Source organism: Cupriavidus sp. C2SS-8b (assembly GCF_057073745.1).
The window spans coordinates 1,063,096-1,076,074 of sequence record NZ_CP172717.1; the positions used below are offsets into that span (position 1 = coordinate 1,063,096).

General features: G+C 66.5%; 17 protein-coding genes. 7 read left to right on the forward strand and 10 right to left on the reverse strand.

Going from position 1 to position 12,979, the window contains the following annotated elements; translation table 11 throughout:
- Window positions 1-2: 2 nt before the first annotated feature.
- The 5 genes from phnK to phnG are packed head-to-tail and all read right to left on the reverse strand — an operon-like array spanning window position 3 to window position 3,899.
- Window positions 3-779: a phosphonate C-P lyase system protein PhnK gene (gene phnK / locus ACIGJB_RS21805; protein WP_483734365.1), complete on the reverse strand. Its 777-nt coding sequence runs from the start codon at window positions 777-779 to the stop codon at window positions 3-5.
- Window positions 776-1,672, reverse strand: coding sequence for an alpha-D-ribose 1-methylphosphonate 5-phosphate C-P-lyase PhnJ (locus ACIGJB_RS21810; RefSeq protein ID WP_483734366.1), 897 nt, complete (start codon window positions 1,670-1,672; stop codon window positions 776-778). The genes phnK and ACIGJB_RS21810 overlap by 4 nt, the downstream gene beginning before the upstream one ends.
- On the reverse strand, window positions 1,669-2,805 hold the full coding sequence (locus ACIGJB_RS21815) for a carbon-phosphorus lyase complex subunit (RefSeq protein ID WP_483734367.1): 1,137 nt from the start codon (window positions 2,803-2,805) through the stop codon (window positions 1,669-1,671). Before ACIGJB_RS21815 ends, ACIGJB_RS21810 begins: the two co-directional genes overlap by 4 nt.
- Before the next feature lies 1 nt (window position 2,806).
- Window positions 2,807-3,424 carry a phosphonate C-P lyase system protein PhnH gene (phnH, locus tag ACIGJB_RS21820; RefSeq protein ID WP_483734368.1) on the reverse strand — a complete coding sequence of 206 codons (618 nt, stop codon included), beginning with the start codon at window positions 3,422-3,424 and terminating at the stop codon, window positions 2,807-2,809.
- A 1-nt stretch (window position 3,425) separates the two neighbouring features.
- Window positions 3,426-3,899 carry a phosphonate C-P lyase system protein PhnG gene (gene phnG / locus ACIGJB_RS21825; RefSeq protein WP_483734369.1) on the reverse strand — a complete coding sequence of 158 codons (474 nt, stop codon included), beginning with the start codon at window positions 3,897-3,899 and terminating at the stop codon, window positions 3,426-3,428.
- A 235-nt stretch (window positions 3,900-4,134) separates the two neighbouring features.
- On the opposite strand from phnG, the gene phnF reads away from it, so the two are divergent.
- The 4 genes from phnF (at window position 4,135) to phnN (ending at window position 7,477) form a co-directional block, all read left to right on the forward strand.
- Window positions 4,135-4,869, forward strand: a complete 735-nt coding sequence (gene phnF, locus ACIGJB_RS21830) for a phosphonate metabolism transcriptional regulator PhnF (RefSeq protein WP_483734370.1) — start codon at window positions 4,135-4,137, stop codon at window positions 4,867-4,869.
- 111 nt (window positions 4,870-4,980) lie between these two features.
- Window positions 4,981-6,198 (forward strand): alpha-D-ribose 1-methylphosphonate 5-triphosphate diphosphatase, encoded by a 1,218-nt coding sequence (locus tag ACIGJB_RS21835; RefSeq protein ID WP_483734371.1) that lies wholly within the window; start codon window positions 4,981-4,983, stop codon window positions 6,196-6,198.
- Window positions 6,195-6,914 (forward strand): DUF1045 domain-containing protein, encoded by a 720-nt coding sequence (locus tag ACIGJB_RS21840; RefSeq protein WP_483734753.1) that lies wholly within the window; start codon window positions 6,195-6,197, stop codon window positions 6,912-6,914. Before ACIGJB_RS21835 ends, ACIGJB_RS21840 begins: the two co-directional genes overlap by 4 nt.
- A gap of 8 nt (window positions 6,915-6,922) precedes the next feature.
- A complete protein-coding gene (gene phnN / locus ACIGJB_RS21845; RefSeq protein ID WP_483734754.1) occupies window positions 6,923-7,477 on the forward strand; it encodes a phosphonate metabolism protein/1,5-bisphosphokinase (PRPP-forming) PhnN in 555 nt (184 codons plus the stop codon).
- A gap of 18 nt (window positions 7,478-7,495) precedes the next feature.
- On the opposite strand, the gene ACIGJB_RS21850 is transcribed toward phnN, so the two are convergent.
- The 5 genes from ACIGJB_RS21850 to phnC all read right to left on the reverse strand — a co-directional run bounded on the left by ACIGJB_RS21850 (window position 7,496) and on the right by phnC (window position 11,322).
- On the reverse strand, window positions 7,496-7,951 hold the full coding sequence (locus tag ACIGJB_RS21850) for an N-acetyltransferase family protein (RefSeq protein ID WP_483734372.1): 456 nt from the start codon (window positions 7,949-7,951) through the stop codon (window positions 7,496-7,498).
- The gene (locus ACIGJB_RS21855) at window positions 7,948-8,484 is read right to left on the reverse strand and encodes a phosphonate degradation HD-domain oxygenase (protein WP_483734373.1); all 537 of its coding nucleotides are present in this window, start codon (window positions 8,482-8,484) and stop codon (window positions 7,948-7,950) included. The genes ACIGJB_RS21850 and ACIGJB_RS21855 overlap by 4 nt, the downstream gene beginning before the upstream one ends.
- 36 nt (window positions 8,485-8,520) lie before the next feature.
- The gene (gene phnE / locus ACIGJB_RS21860; RefSeq protein WP_483734374.1) at window positions 8,521-9,333 is read right to left on the reverse strand and encodes a phosphonate ABC transporter, permease protein PhnE; all 813 of its coding nucleotides are present in this window, start codon (window positions 9,331-9,333) and stop codon (window positions 8,521-8,523) included.
- Window positions 9,334-9,413: 80 nt separating this feature from the next.
- The gene (gene phnD, locus ACIGJB_RS21865; RefSeq protein WP_483734375.1) at window positions 9,414-10,394 is read right to left on the reverse strand and encodes a phosphonate ABC transporter substrate-binding protein; all 981 of its coding nucleotides are present in this window, start codon (window positions 10,392-10,394) and stop codon (window positions 9,414-9,416) included.
- Between the two features lie 76 nt (window positions 10,395-10,470).
- Window positions 10,471-11,322 (reverse strand): phosphonate ABC transporter ATP-binding protein, encoded by an 852-nt coding sequence (gene phnC, locus ACIGJB_RS21870; protein WP_483734376.1) that lies wholly within the window; start codon window positions 11,320-11,322, stop codon window positions 10,471-10,473.
- A gap of 163 nt (window positions 11,323-11,485) precedes the next feature.
- Here phnC and ACIGJB_RS21875 point away from each other — a divergent pair, with 163 nt between their 5' ends.
- From ACIGJB_RS21875 to ACIGJB_RS21885, 3 genes are all read left to right on the forward strand, one after another.
- Window positions 11,486-11,734, forward strand: coding sequence for a CDP-diacylglycerol pyrophosphatase (locus ACIGJB_RS21875; RefSeq protein WP_483714314.1), 249 nt, complete (start codon window positions 11,486-11,488; stop codon window positions 11,732-11,734).
- A 158-nt stretch (window positions 11,735-11,892) separates the two neighbouring features.
- Entirely contained in the window at window positions 11,893-12,204 is a 312-nt protein-coding gene (locus tag ACIGJB_RS21880; protein WP_483734377.1) for a hypothetical protein, read from the forward strand.
- Between the two features lie 93 nt (window positions 12,205-12,297).
- Window positions 12,298-12,975 carry an alpha/beta hydrolase gene (locus ACIGJB_RS21885; protein ID WP_483734378.1) on the forward strand — a complete coding sequence of 226 codons (678 nt, stop codon included), beginning with the start codon at window positions 12,298-12,300 and terminating at the stop codon, window positions 12,973-12,975.
- Window positions 12,976-12,979: the final 4 nt, after the last annotated feature.

Genomic DNA, 12,979 nt, shown 5'->3' on the forward strand with positions numbered 1-12,979 from the left:
GGTCAGCCTTGCAGGATGGACGAAACCAGCAACTGCGTGTACGGGTGCTGCGGGTCGTCGAGGATCTGGTCGGTCAGGCCTTGCTCCACCACGCGGCCGCCTTGCATGACCAGCGTGCGATGCGCCAGCAGCCGGGCCACGGCCAGGTCGTGCGTGACCAGGATGGCGGCCAGGTCGAGATCGGTCACCAGGCGGCGCAGCAGGTCCAGCAGGCGCGCCTGCACCGAGACATCGAGCGACGCCGTCGGCTCATCCATGAACACCAGCCGCGGATGCGTGACCAGGTTGCGCGCGATCTGCAGGCGCTGCTGCATGCCGCCCGAGAACGTCGATGGTACGTCGTCCAGGCGGGCCAGGTCGATTTCCATCTTCTCCAGCCACGCGCCGGCGATCTCGCGCAGGTCGCCATAGTGGCGCTCGCCCACGGCCATCAGCCGTTCGGCGATATTGGCGCCGGCGCTGACCTGCATGCGCAGCCCGTCTCTAGCATGCTGGCGCACGAAGCCCCAGTCGGTCCGCGCCAGCAGGCGCATGCGCGCGCTGGAAAGCGTGGCCAGGTCGGTCAGGCCGCTTTCGCGCATGTCGTAGCTGACGGTGCCGCGTTGCGGCGGAGCCTGCATCGACAGGGCTTGCAGCAGCGTGCTCTTGCCTGAGCCCGATTCGCCCACCACGCACAGCACTTCGCCGGGGTAGAGATCGAAATTCACGTCGTGGCAGCCATGTACGCCGTCCCAGGTGCGCGTGAGGCCGCGGACGGAAAGCAGTGGCCTGGCGCTCATTGTGCGGCTCCTGCAGCCTGCTGCGCGGCGACGCGGTCGCCGCAGTACTCGGTGTCCGAGCACACGAACATGCGCGTGCCGGCGTCATCGGTAATGATCTCGTCGAGAAAGCTGTCGGTCGCGCCGCACTGGGCGCAGCAGTGGCTCCATGTCTCGACCGTGAACGGGTGGTCGACGAAATCGAGGCTCTTGACCGAGGTGTACGGCGGTACCGCATAGACGCGCTTTTCGCGCCCGGCGCCGAACAGCATCAGCGCTGGGCTGCGGTCGAGCTTCGGATTGTCGAATTTCGGGATTGGCGATGGCCGCATCATGTAGCGCTGGTTGACGATCACGGGATAGTCGTAAGTCGTCGCAATATGCCCATGATGGGCGATGTCCTCGTACAGCTTGACATGCATCGAGCCATACTCGGCCAGCGCATGCATGGTGCGGGTTTCGCGCTCGCTCGGTTCCAGCCAGCGCAACGGCTCCGGAATCGGCACCTGGAACACCATCACCTGGCCCGCGCGCAACGGCGATTCGGGAATGCGGTGGCGGGTCTGGATGATGCTGGCCTCGGCCGTGCGCTCGGTGGTCTTCACGCCGGTCACGCGACCGAAGAAGCGGCGGATATTGATGGCGTTGGTGGTGTCGTCCGAGCCCTGGTCGATCACCTTGAGCACGTCCTGCGTGCCGATGATGGCGGCCGTGACCTGGATGCCGCCCGTGCCCCAGCCATACGGCAGCGGCATTTCGCGGCTGCCGAACGGCACCTGGTAGCCGGGGATGGCGACGGCTTTAAGCAGCGCGCGGCGCAGCATGCGCTTGGTCGACTCGTCGAGGTAGCCGAAGTTGTAGTGGTCGTCGCGGTCCACGGTGGCCGGCGCGGCGGTAGCGTTGGTCTGACTCATGCCAGCGTCTCCTCCTGGGGCTGGGTATCGGACGTAGCTGCGGCAGGCACCGCATCGGGCCGGGCCGCTTCCTGTTCCGCGCGCAGCCGGCGCAGCAGTTCCAGGTTGGCCTGGAAGTCCACGTAATGCGGCAGCTTCAGGTGCTGCACGAAGCCGGAGGCCTCGACGTTATCGCTGTGGTAGAGCATGAATTCCACGTCATTGGCTGGCGCGTCGGCGGCTTCGCCAAGCTCGCCGGCGCGCATGGCGCGGTCGGCCAGCGCCATCGACATGGCCTTGCGTTCGCCGTAGCCGAACACCAGGCCGTAGCCGCGCGTGAAGCGCGGTGCCTCGCTGGCGTTGCCGGTGAACTGGCTGACCATCTGGCATTCGGTAAGCTCGACTTCGCCGATCGTCACCGCAAAGCCAAGCTCTTCCACGAACAGCTCGACTTCGGCCGTGCCATAGCGGATCTCCGCCGCGAACGGGTGCGAATTACCGTAGCCGCGCTGCGTGGAGTAGCCCATCGACAGCAGGAAGCCTTCATCCGCGCGTGCCAGGTTCTGCAGCCGGGCGGCGCGATCCGCCGGCAGCGTCAGCGCCTCGCGGGTCAGGTCGAGCGGGGCCGGATCGCCGGCTGGGATGGCATCGGCCTCGACCAGTTCATCGGCTTCGAGCAGCGCGGTCACGCGTGGCATGTCGGAGGCCAGCGGTTCGGGCGACGGTGGCAGCGGCGCCGGATCGCGTTCGGCTTCGAGCGAGAAGTCCAGCAGGCGCTGCGTGTAGTCGTAGGTCGGGCCGAGTACCTGTCCGCCCGGAACGTCCTTGAAGGTCGACGAGATCCGGCGCTCCAGGCGCATCTTGCCCGTTTCGACGGCCTGGGTGTAGCCGAAGCGCGGCAGCGTGGTGCGGTAGGCGCGCAGCAGGAAGATCGCTTCGATCTGGTCCCCAGCGGCTTGCTTGAGCGCCAGCGCCGCCAGGTGCGGATCGTATAGCGAACCCTCGGCCATCACGCGCGAGACCGCCAACGGCATCTGCTCACGGATCTGCGCCAGCGTCAGCTCGGGCACCGCGGTGTCGCCACGGCGGTAGGCATCGAGCATTTGGTAGGAATTGAGGATGGCACGTTCGCCCCCTTTGACGGCTACGTACATGTCAGTCCTCCAGTTGCGTGGTGCGGGCCAGCGCGCAGAATTGGTCGCCGCTGGTTAGCAGCAGGTCGACGCCCAGCGGGAATGCAGCATGGTTGGCGCCCCATTGCGCGCGGAAGTCTTCGGGCAGGCCCGCCACGCGAAGCGCTCGAGTAGTCTCGATGCCAGGGCCGCGCAGCGACAGCGCCTCACCGACGTCAAGCGACGCGACTTCCACGATGAGCGTGGCGGACCGGTCCGGATAGGCGGGTTCGCCCTGCGCGCAAGCGGACAGCGGCGGCCGGGCGTGGCCGGCGGGAACGCAAACAAAGGTGGCGGCGCCCACGTCGTCCACCAGCGGGCAGCCGCAGTGGAAACGCAGGAAGGCGCGCACCGCGGCGGGCACGCCCGCTGGCAGCCAGACCGGTGTGTCGGCGTCCGCCAAGGACAGAAGCAGCGCGGCCTGGGCCGGCGAGAGGCCTTCCGGCACGCCGCTGGTCACCGGCAGCGGCTGCACGGTGCCAGGCCGTGCCATGGCATCCAGCGTATGGCGGAATACCTGCTGGGCGTCTTCGACCGGGTTGCCGAAGCCGGGCAGCAATGCTCCGCTCGCGGCGGCGGAGGTTGTTTGAAGCGTTTGCATGTCAGTCTTCTCCGCGAACCATGGTGAAAAACTCCACGCGCGTCTGTGCGGCAACGCCCGCGCGGCTGGCCGCGCGCTCGGCGTGAGCCCGGGCGAGCGGCGCGAGCACCACGTCGTGCACTCGGCGGTGCCAGTCGGCGCGCTGGAGCAGGGCGTCCAGCACGGCTGCCTGCTCGGCATGGCGCGTGCCGCGCCCTTGCACGTAGGCAACGCCCGCCGTGCCGCCGTCGAGCACGACGGCGCAGCGCGTCACCGAGATTTCGCCCAGGTTGAACTGCGCACCGGTACCGCCGGCACGGGCGCGCACCATGGCCATGCCGGCTTCCGGCTTGCGCAGCAGCCGATAGGCGGGCAGGGCGTCCTGCCGGGAAAGCTGCACGTAGGCCGCATCGAGCGCATCCGGCGGCGCCAGCGCCAGGATGCGCAGCCACGCAGCGCGGGCTGCGTTGGCATCTGCCGTGGTATCGTCTTCCATTGTCACCCCTATACGTCTATACGTTTAGATGTTAGCAGTCTCAACACGGCGACACTAGAACACACGGGTATGAAGCTTTTGTGACGGACCCGCCCAATGCTCGGACTCGAACGTTGCGCGCCGGGGCTGAGGCACAATTGCGGGGATGGAACGGACAAAGGCAGGGAAGTCTTTTGCATGCCTCTAGTGGAATCCGCTCCGGTGAATGCTTGATGACAAAGGGCAAGGCAAGACAATGTCTGATCGAGAAGTCGAACGGGGTTCCGGCGTTGCGGTATGGCGCCAGATTGGCGAGGCACTGGCCGAAGACATCCGCAACAAGCTCTATGGCCCCGGTGAACAACTGCCGCCGGAGCCGGAGCTGGCCAGCCGCTTCGCGGTCAACCGCCACACCATCCGCCGCGCCATGGGCGAGCTGGAACTGAACGGGCTGGTGCGGATCGAGCAGGGCCGCGGCACCTTCGTGCAGGAACACGCGATCGATTATGCGATCGGGCGCCGCACGCGCTTTTCACAGAACCTTGCGGCGCAGGGCATGCGCGGCCATATCGAGATCCTGGACAGCCGCGTCATGCGTGCGCCCGACATGGCAAAGCAGCTTGGCCTGCCGCGCACGGCGGATATCCTGCACGTACAGATGATCGGCAAGGCGGAAGACCGCACCATCGACGTCGCCGACCATTACTTCGACAACAAGCGCTTTCCCGGCCTGGCCGAGCAAGTGCGCGAAAAGCTGTCGATCTCGCGCGGGCTGGCGCATTTCGGCATTGCCGACTACACGCGCAAATGGTCGCGCATCACCGCATCGATGCCCACCGCACCCGTTGCGCGGCTGCTCAACCAGCCCAAGACACGTCCCATCCTGCAGGTGGAAGCGCTGAATGTCGATATCGACGGCGCGCCATTGCAGTACAGCATGACCCGTTTTGCCGGTGACTGGGTGCAGCTCACCGTTTCCGACAACGAATAGCCCATCGAGCCACGCGCATCGGGAGCACCTTCATGACGGCCTGGAACGATCTCGATCTGAAGCATTGGTCTAGACATCTGGCTGTCACCTGCCGGCGCTAACGTATCGACCATGCCTATCACTAGCCCATCCACTACGCCCCCGCTTGCGGGGATAACCAGCCGCCGCGTGCTCGGCACGGGCGGCATCGTCCCGGCCACGCTGGGGTTCCACGACGGCGGCGTGGCGCAACAGGTGCCGCAGGCGGGGACTTGCCTCGATGCAGGCGACTTGCTCGTGCTGCCCGGCATCGTCGATATCCATGGCGATGCCTTCGAGCGTGCCGTGATGCCGCGCCCCGGCGTGAGCTTTCCCTATGCGGGCGCGCTGCTCGACGTGGATCGCCAGTTGCTCGCGCACGGCATCACGACGGAGTTCCACGGCGTGACGCTGTCGTGGGAAGGCGGCCTGCGCGGCGAGGCCTACGCGCTGCGGATGTTCGAAGCGCTGGCGCAGCTCGGGCCGGTGCTGGGTGCCTCGCACAAGGTGCACCTGCGTTTCGAGGCCTGTCACCTCGATGGCGTGGAAACCGCGCTGGCCTGGATGGAAGCGGGGCGCGTCGGGCTGCTGGCGATCAACGACCACCTGCCGACCATGGCCCGCCGCATCGGCGACGAGCGCAAGGTCCTGCAGTACGCGGAGCGCGCGGAGTGCGACATGGAGACGTTCCGCAATCGTCTGCGCACGGCCAGCCGCCACGCACAGGACGTGCCGGCAGCGATGTCCCGGCTGGTTGCGGCAGCCTGCAGCGCTGGGCTGCCCGTGGCGTCGCATGACGACCCGGACCTCGCCACACGGCAGCACTACCACCGGCAGGGTTGCCGCATTGCGGAGTTCCCGATGACGGTCGAGACCGCGCGACTGGCGCGCCAGCTAGGCGACGATGTCGTGTTCGGCGCACCCAATGTGGTGCGTGGCACCAGCCACACCGGCGCGCCCAATGCCACGGAAATGGTATCGGCCGGCCTGTGCACGGTGCTCGCATCCGACTACTACTATCCGGCGCCCCTGCAGGCCGCGTTCCGGCTGGTGCAACTCGGGGTGGCGGATCTTCCGGCCGCCTGGAATCTGGTCTCGCGCAATCCGGCGCGTGCCGCGGGCCTGCGCGATCGCGGCACGCTGGCCCCGGGCCTGCGCGCCGACGCGATCGTGGTTGATGACCGCCAGCCTGGCCTGCCGCGCGTCGTCGCAACGATCGTTGGCGGCGAGGTCAGGCACGCCGCCATGTCGCTGCCCGTCATCGACATCTCCGATGCCCGGTTCGCCGGCAACGACAGCAAGGCGGCCTGATCATGCAAGCGCATCGCTACGCCATCTACCTCGCCCCCGGCGATCCGTACCGCGCCTTCGGCAGCCAGTGGCTCGGCCGCGACGCCGACACCGGCACCGCGCTGCCTAACCCGGACCGGCCGCAGGCATGGATCGACGCGCCAGCGCACTACGGCCTGCACGCCACCCTGAAGCCGCCGTTCAGGCTGGCCGCGGGCACGTCGGCGCCGATGCTGGACGCCGCGGCCCGCGCCTTTGCCCGCGAACACGCCGCGTTCGATGCGCCGCTGGTCTTGCACTCGCTGCGCGGGTTCCTGGCCTGGTGCCTGGACGAGAACACCGCCGGCGCCCGTGCGACACACGCATTGGCCGATGCCTGCGTACAGGCCTTCGAGCCGTTCCGCGCACCGGCCACTGCCGAGGAACTGGCCCGCCGCAAGCCCGATCAACTCACGCCCGCGCAGCGCCAGATGCTGGAGATATGGGGCTACCCCTATGTCTTCGACACCTTCAAATTCCATATCACGCTGACCGGCATGCTGACGCCAGAGGAGGCCGGCGCCGCGCTTGCCAGGCTGTCCGCCGATTGCCGCACGCTGCTGCAAGCGCCGTTGCACGTGGACGGTGTGAGCGTCTTCGTGCAGCCGGAAGCCGGCGAAGACTTCGTCGTCGGCAGGCACTACCGCTTCGACGGCGGCGTGGTGGACGGCGTTGGCACCCCCTATCTCGAACCGTGAGCCAACCCATGCGCATCGATGGCAACGGCCTGTTCTACGTGATGGGACCTTCAGGCAGCGGCAAGGATTCGCTGCTGCGCGCGCTGCATTCGCGGCTGGGGCCGGATGACCGGGTGGTCGTGGCCCATCGCTACATTACCCGTGATGCGGACGCCAACGAGGCCTCCGTCTCCCTTACCACTGGCGAGTTCGAGCGCCGGGCCGGCCTGGGCTGCCTGGCGTTGCACTGGCGCAGCCATGGCCTGCACTATGGCATCGGCGTGGAGATCGAGCCGTGGCTGGCGCGCGGCCTGAAGGTCATCGTCAACGGCTCGCGCGAGTACCTGCCGCATGCGGTGGCGCGCTATCCGGCGCTATGCGCCGTCCATGTCCGCGTCAAGCCGGAAGTGCTGGCGGCACGCCTGCGCCAGCGCGGCCGGGAATCGGAAGAGGCGATCGCGCGGCGCCTGGCACGCGCGACGGAAGACTTTGCCGTGCCGGCGCAATGCCGGCTGGTGGAGATCGACAATAGCGGCGCACTGGCCGACTCGACGGAAGCCTTCGCGCGCCTGGTCGGCGTCTGACTGCGTAGCCGCCAGCGCCTATAGCGCCGTACTGAAGCTGATGCCGTGCTCGGTAAACCCGAGCCTCCGATAGAACGCATGGGCGCGCAGTCGGCGCGCGCTTGAGGACAGGGCCAGCTTGCACGCCCCGGCCTCACGTGCCAGCCGCATGGCTTCCAGCATCATGGCCTTGCCAATGCCCGTGCCGCGCATGGCGGGGGCGACCACCACGCCTTCGACGATGGCTTCCGGACGTCCGTCGTGGACCATGACCGGAAACAGCAGAAGGCTGAAGGTGCCCAGCGGCACGCCATTCGCATCGACCATGAGGTAGCAGCGATAGGACGGGAACGCCCGCATCGCCGCGAAGCGCTCGCGCAGGGTGGCGAGCGGCAGTTCCGGCTCGTTGTCCATGGTCGCGAGCAGGGCGGCAAGCTGCTGAAGCTCTTCGTCGCTGCCCTGCACCTCGCGCAGCGTCATCGCCGGATCGCTCATGCCGCGGCGCGCGTGCAGCGTGCGGCCATGTCGAGGTAGTGGGCGAGCGAAGGCGTGGGCAAGTCCACCACCTTGGCCAGGTCGTCGTAGCGGCGCAGCCGCACCGCTGTGTCGGCATGCGGGCCCGCGGCGAACGTGGCGGCCTGGGTCGCGTCGTACGGGCCGCCCTGCAGGGCCAGGCTGTGGACCGACGCCGGCGACAGGGTGCCGAAGTAGTTCGCATCCACCGTGCACAGGTAGCGCTTGGCGGCGACGTGCAAGCGGATCGGCTCGGTGACGGCCGCGTCAAAGAGTCCGGCCAGCGCGTCGGCGGCCGCTTCCTGGTGCCGCATGTCGGTGGTGCTGCTTTCGGCCAGCATGAGGTGGCCGACGTCGTGCAGCAGCGCGGCGACGATCAGCGGTTCCGGTTCGCCGGCCTGTTCGGCCAGTTGCGCGCATTGCAGCGCGTGGGCGGTCTGGCTGATGGCCTCGCCGCCGTAGTAGGCGGTGCCGTGGCGGGCAAACAGGGATTCAATGCGGGGCAGGGTCAGCATCGGATTCTGCAAGAAGAGGGACTTGGGTTCGAGAGGTCAGACCAGCACCTTGCGGATCTGCGCCGAGACCACGTCGATCGCGGTCACGAACACAATGATAATGATCATCACGGCGCACGTCTGCCCGTACTGGAAGCTGCGGATAATTTCCCACAGCACGGTGCCAATGCCGCCGGCGCCGACAATGCCTACAACCGAAGCCGAGCGCACATTCGACTCGAAGCGGTACAGCGCGAACGACAGCCACAGCGGCAGCACCTGCGGAATCACGCCGTAGACGATCTCTTCCAGCGGACCGGCACCGGTGGCGCGCACGCCTTCGACGGGGCGCGGATCAATGGCCTCCACGGCCTCGGCGAAAAGCTTGGCCAGTACGCCGGTGGTGTGGACCCAAAGCGCCAGCACGCCGGCGAAAGGACCCAGGCCAACGGCCACGATGAACAGCATGGCGAAGACCATCTCGTTGATGGCGCGGCACGCGTCCATGACGCGGCGGGCGGGCTGGTAGACCCATGCCGGCACGATATTGGCCGAGCACAGCAGACCCAGCGGCACGGCCATGAAGACAGCGATGGCGGTGCCCCATACCGCGATCTGCACGGTCACGAGCATTTCGTCCAGGTAGTGGCGCCAGTCGCGGAAATCAGGCGGGAAAAAGTCGGCGGCAAACTTCGCCATGTTGCCGGAATCGCGCAGCAGATCCAGCGGACGCATGTCGGCGCCGTTCCAGGACAGGACCAGCATGGCCAGCACGATCGCCCAGATCAGCATCACGGAAAGCGGCGTGCGCGGCGGCCGGGCCTGGCTGTTCGGGGAGGGCGGCTGGGCGCGCTGGGTGGTGGCGGTCATGGGGGACAATCCAATGTGGCAAGAAGACGAGACAAAATGCGGCGGCTGGCGCAACGTGCGCGCGCCAGCCGCCAGGGTGGTTACTGCGTGCTGACGGCCTTGTCGAGTTCGGCCAGGCGGCGCGATACGTCGGCAAGCTGCTTCTGCTTGTCGGCGGCCGCCAGCGTGGTATCGGTCTCGATGCGCGCCTTTTCCCTGGCCAGTTCGATCTGGCGGATCGGCACGAGCTGCGCGTCGCTGGACGCACGGAAGCCCTGGTAGGTCAGCGTGGCCAGCACCTGCTTTTCGCGTGCGGCGTCGGCGCCCTTGCCGTAGTTGACGAAGAAGGTCTGGATCTTTTTCTTCAGGTCGGCCGGCAGGTCCCTGCGGTAGACCAGCGGGTCCGCCGGGATCAGCGGGGACTTCCACAACACGCGCACCTGGTCATACGGGTTCTTGCCCGTGTTGATGCGGTAGCGCTCGAAGTTCTCAGAGTTGTTGACGGCCACGTCGACCTGCTTGTTCAGCACGGACAGCAGGTTGGTTTCGTGGTTGCTGGCGCGCACAGCCTTGAACAGGGATTTCGGCTCGACCTTGTTGGCGGCCCACAGGTAGTAACCCGGCACAGCCGTGCCCGACGTGGAGTTCGGGTCGCCGGCACCGTAGCTCAGTTCCTTGCCGCGCTTGATGACGTCTTCCACGCTCTTGAGGTCGCTGTCCTTGTTGACGATCAGCAGCGACCAGTAACCCGGGTTGCCGTCCTTGTCGATCACCGAGGCGAAGACTTCGCCGTTGGCGCGGTCCACGGCTTCCATGGCCGACTTGTTGCCGAACCATGCGATCTGCACCTTGTTGAAGCGCATGCCTTCGATGATGCCGGCGTAGTCCGAGGCAAAGAAAGGCTTGATGGTGACGCCCAGCGACTTGCTGAGGTCATCGATCAGCGGCTGCCAGGCCGACTTCAGGTTCGACGACGACTCCGTCGAGATAAAGCCAATGTTCAGCGTCTTGGCGTCCTGCGCAAAAGCGGGCATGGCGACCACGCCCGATGCCACCACGGCGAGAAAAGTTCTGCGAAGCATGGGATGACTCCGTTTGGAATTCGATGTGGAGAACGTCTAGGGTACGTCTGAAAAAAAGAGCGACGCGCGACCGCTTTCAGGCCGTCGCGAGATTCATGGGTGCCAGCACGGGCGCGGCAACGGGCACGCTTTCCGGCTCGCGGTCCAGGGTGTCGTGCAGCAGCTCTTCCGCCTCGGTACCGTACAGCTCGCGCAGCATGTCAGGCGTGAGCGCGGCGGACGGGCCGTCGTAGACGACCTTGCCATGGCGCAGCGCGACCACGCGCGGGCAGTAGCGCATGGCCACGTCGACCTGGTGCAGCGATACCACCACGGCCACCTCGCGCGTGCGGTTGATCTGCGACAGCAACGACATCACGCGGCGCGACGATTCCGGGTCCAGCGAGGCGATCGGCTCGTCGGCCAGGATCACGCGGGCGTTCTGCACCAGCGTGCGCGCGATGGCGGCGCGCTGCTGCTGGCCACCCGACAGCGTCGAGGCCCGTTGGAACGCATAGTCGTCTATACCAACCTGGGCAAGCGCATCGAGGCCCGCCTGGATCTCGTCGGCCTTGAACATGCGCAACAGGCTGCGCCACTTCGGCAGGCGCGAGAGCATGCCGACCAGCACATTGGTCATGACCGGCAAGCGCCCGACCAGGTTGAACTGCTGAAACACAAAACCGATTTCCGAGCGAACGCTGCGTACGTTGCGCGCGAGACGTCCGTGGCTCTGGACGGTGCGGCCGTTCACGAGGATCTCGCCGCAGCGCGCATCGCTGGTAACAAAGCCGGCGATGTGTCGCAGCAGCGTAGACTTGCCGGAGCCCGAAGCGCCCAGCAGTGCGACCATTTCGCCGGGCGCGATGTGCAGCGTGACATCGTCTAGCGCCTTGCGGTCGGCGCGGAACGACTTGGTCAGGCCGCGCACTTCGATGGCATGCATCATCTGACTCCCTTGCTTGAATGACGTGCGCATTCTGGCTGCCAGCCATGACAGAACGATGACGAATGACAGGGCTGCCGCAAGGAAAGGGCGAGAAAACGTGTAGTTGAATTTCGTCACGCAACAGTCATAATCGCTTTACAGAATCCTCCTCAATCGGGCTTTGATGCAATCGCTGATGCGCGTGACGATTCGTATGATTACGGTGCCGGGCACTCCCGGACAGGCGGCCCTGCACAGGGCGGCTGTTTATCCGACGTCGGAAGACGGCGCGGACCCGCTGATGGTGAGCGACTGGAGCCAGCGCGAACCTGAAGTCTTCCTCGCTGCTCAAACGTGGGCGCGAAGCCGCGCATTCATCATCTCCAATCCGCGCAGTGGCTCGTTTTATGGCGGCCGATACGGGCGCTACTAGCCGTTAGCGCAGCAGTCCTGCTGGCGCCGCTCATGGTGCAATGCAGGCTGCCGGACATCGCGATGGTGTCCGGTCAAATGCTGCCGAAAAAGGGCCGCAATCCCGGCGCCTTTGTCCTACGCTGGTGAAGGTCTCATCCCGAGAAGCCCGGGGATTTCATGGCGACACCCTCACAATTCATCCAGTGCTACGCCCATGCGCCGGAGTCCGCCCCGGGTGCCTGGCACTGGAACTGCCCGATCTGCGTCGGCCGCTTCTGTGCCGGGGCCAGGCATGCGATGGGCCGTGGCGTCAGCTTCGCGCTGTATTGCCGGCACCACGAACGACTCCTGATGGCACGCCCGATGCTTGACGATCAGATCGAACTGAGCCTGACCGGGCCCTTGCCCGAAAGCGCGGCCATCGAAGCGGTGGCAGCGGCCAACGCCGACGGCCAGCGCGTCGTTTATCAGCACGATCTCACGCATTGATGGCGTCACCGGGCAACGGCCCCCAAAGGTCGCCTTGCGCACAACATGGTGATATATTACATATCACAATGTGATCCTTGCTCGGTTTTCGCCATGTTCGATCCTTCCCTGCTCGGCCGGATGGCCTTTACGCACGCCAGTCCGTCGGACCTGCCATTGCCCCCGGGCCGCCATCGCCTTGGCGTCGCCGGCGAACGCGACGCGGTGCTGTACGTGCCCGAAGGCATCCCGGTGGATGCGCCGGTGCCACTGTGGATCATGTTCCACGGTGCGGGCGGGTTTCCGGAGAAGGTGCTGCCGTTTATCGAACCCCATGCGGATGCGCACAAGTTCCTGATCCTCGCGCCGCATTCGACCTTTCCCACGTGGGACATCGTGATTGGCGGCAACGGTCCCGACCTGCAGCAACTGCATCGCGCACTGGCGGCGGTCGGGGCGCGTTACCCGATCCGGCGCGACCGGCTCGCGTTTGCCGGTTTTTCGGATGGGGCGAGCTACGCGCTCTCGATCGGCATTACCAATGGCGATATCGCCAGCCACGTGATCGCCTTTTCGGGCGGCTTCATGTCCGTGTTCATGCAGGAGGGCGCGCCCAGGATCTTCATCGCGCATGGATCGAGCGACGAGCAATTGCCCGTGCAGACCGGCGGGCGGACCCATGCCGCCAAGCTGCAGGCGGCCGGCTACGATGTCGAGTATGTCGAGTTTGACGGCCCGCATGCCATCCAGCCGGCCGTGGTCGGCGAGGCCGTCCGCTTCTTCCTGGCATAGCGCA

Excerpts from the sequence above, each read along its gene's own strand:
- phnK (WP_483734365.1), bottom strand. The coding sequence starts at position 779 with ATGAGCGCCAGGCCACTGCTTTCCGTCCGCGGCCTCACGCGCACCTGG.
- ACIGJB_RS21810 (WP_483734366.1), bottom strand. The coding sequence starts at position 1,672 with ATGAGTCAGACCAACGCTACCGCCGCGCCGGCCACCGTGGACCGCGAC.
- ACIGJB_RS21815 (WP_483734367.1), bottom strand. The coding sequence starts at position 2,805 with ATGTACGTAGCCGTCAAAGGGGGCGAACGTGCCATCCTCAATTCCTAC.
- phnH (WP_483734368.1), bottom strand. The coding sequence starts at position 3,424 with ATGCAAACGCTTCAAACAACCTCCGCCGCCGCGAGCGGAGCATTGCTG.
- phnG (WP_483734369.1), bottom strand. The coding sequence starts at position 3,899 with ATGGAAGACGATACCACGGCAGATGCCAACGCAGCCCGCGCTGCGTGG.
- phnF (WP_483734370.1), top strand. The coding sequence starts at position 4,135 with ATGTCTGATCGAGAAGTCGAACGGGGTTCCGGCGTTGCGGTATGGCGC.
- ACIGJB_RS21835 (WP_483734371.1), top strand. The coding sequence starts at position 4,981 with ATGCCTATCACTAGCCCATCCACTACGCCCCCGCTTGCGGGGATAACC.
- phnN (WP_483734754.1), top strand. The coding sequence starts at position 6,923 with ATGCGCATCGATGGCAACGGCCTGTTCTACGTGATGGGACCTTCAGGC.
- ACIGJB_RS21850 (WP_483734372.1), bottom strand. The coding sequence starts at position 7,951 with ATGAGCGATCCGGCGATGACGCTGCGCGAGGTGCAGGGCAGCGACGAA.
- ACIGJB_RS21855 (WP_483734373.1), bottom strand. The coding sequence starts at position 8,484 with ATGCTGACCCTGCCCCGCATTGAATCCCTGTTTGCCCGCCACGGCACC.
- phnE (WP_483734374.1), bottom strand. The coding sequence starts at position 9,333 with ATGACCGCCACCACCCAGCGCGCCCAGCCGCCCTCCCCGAACAGCCAG.
- phnD (WP_483734375.1), bottom strand. The coding sequence starts at position 10,394 with ATGCTTCGCAGAACTTTTCTCGCCGTGGTGGCATCGGGCGTGGTCGCC.
- phnC (WP_483734376.1), bottom strand. The coding sequence starts at position 11,322 with ATGATGCATGCCATCGAAGTGCGCGGCCTGACCAAGTCGTTCCGCGCC.
- ACIGJB_RS21875 (WP_483714314.1), top strand. The coding sequence starts at position 11,486 with ATGCAATCGCTGATGCGCGTGACGATTCGTATGATTACGGTGCCGGGC.
- ACIGJB_RS21880 (WP_483734377.1), top strand. The coding sequence starts at position 11,893 with ATGGCGACACCCTCACAATTCATCCAGTGCTACGCCCATGCGCCGGAG.
- ACIGJB_RS21885 (WP_483734378.1), top strand. The coding sequence starts at position 12,298 with ATGTTCGATCCTTCCCTGCTCGGCCGGATGGCCTTTACGCACGCCAGT.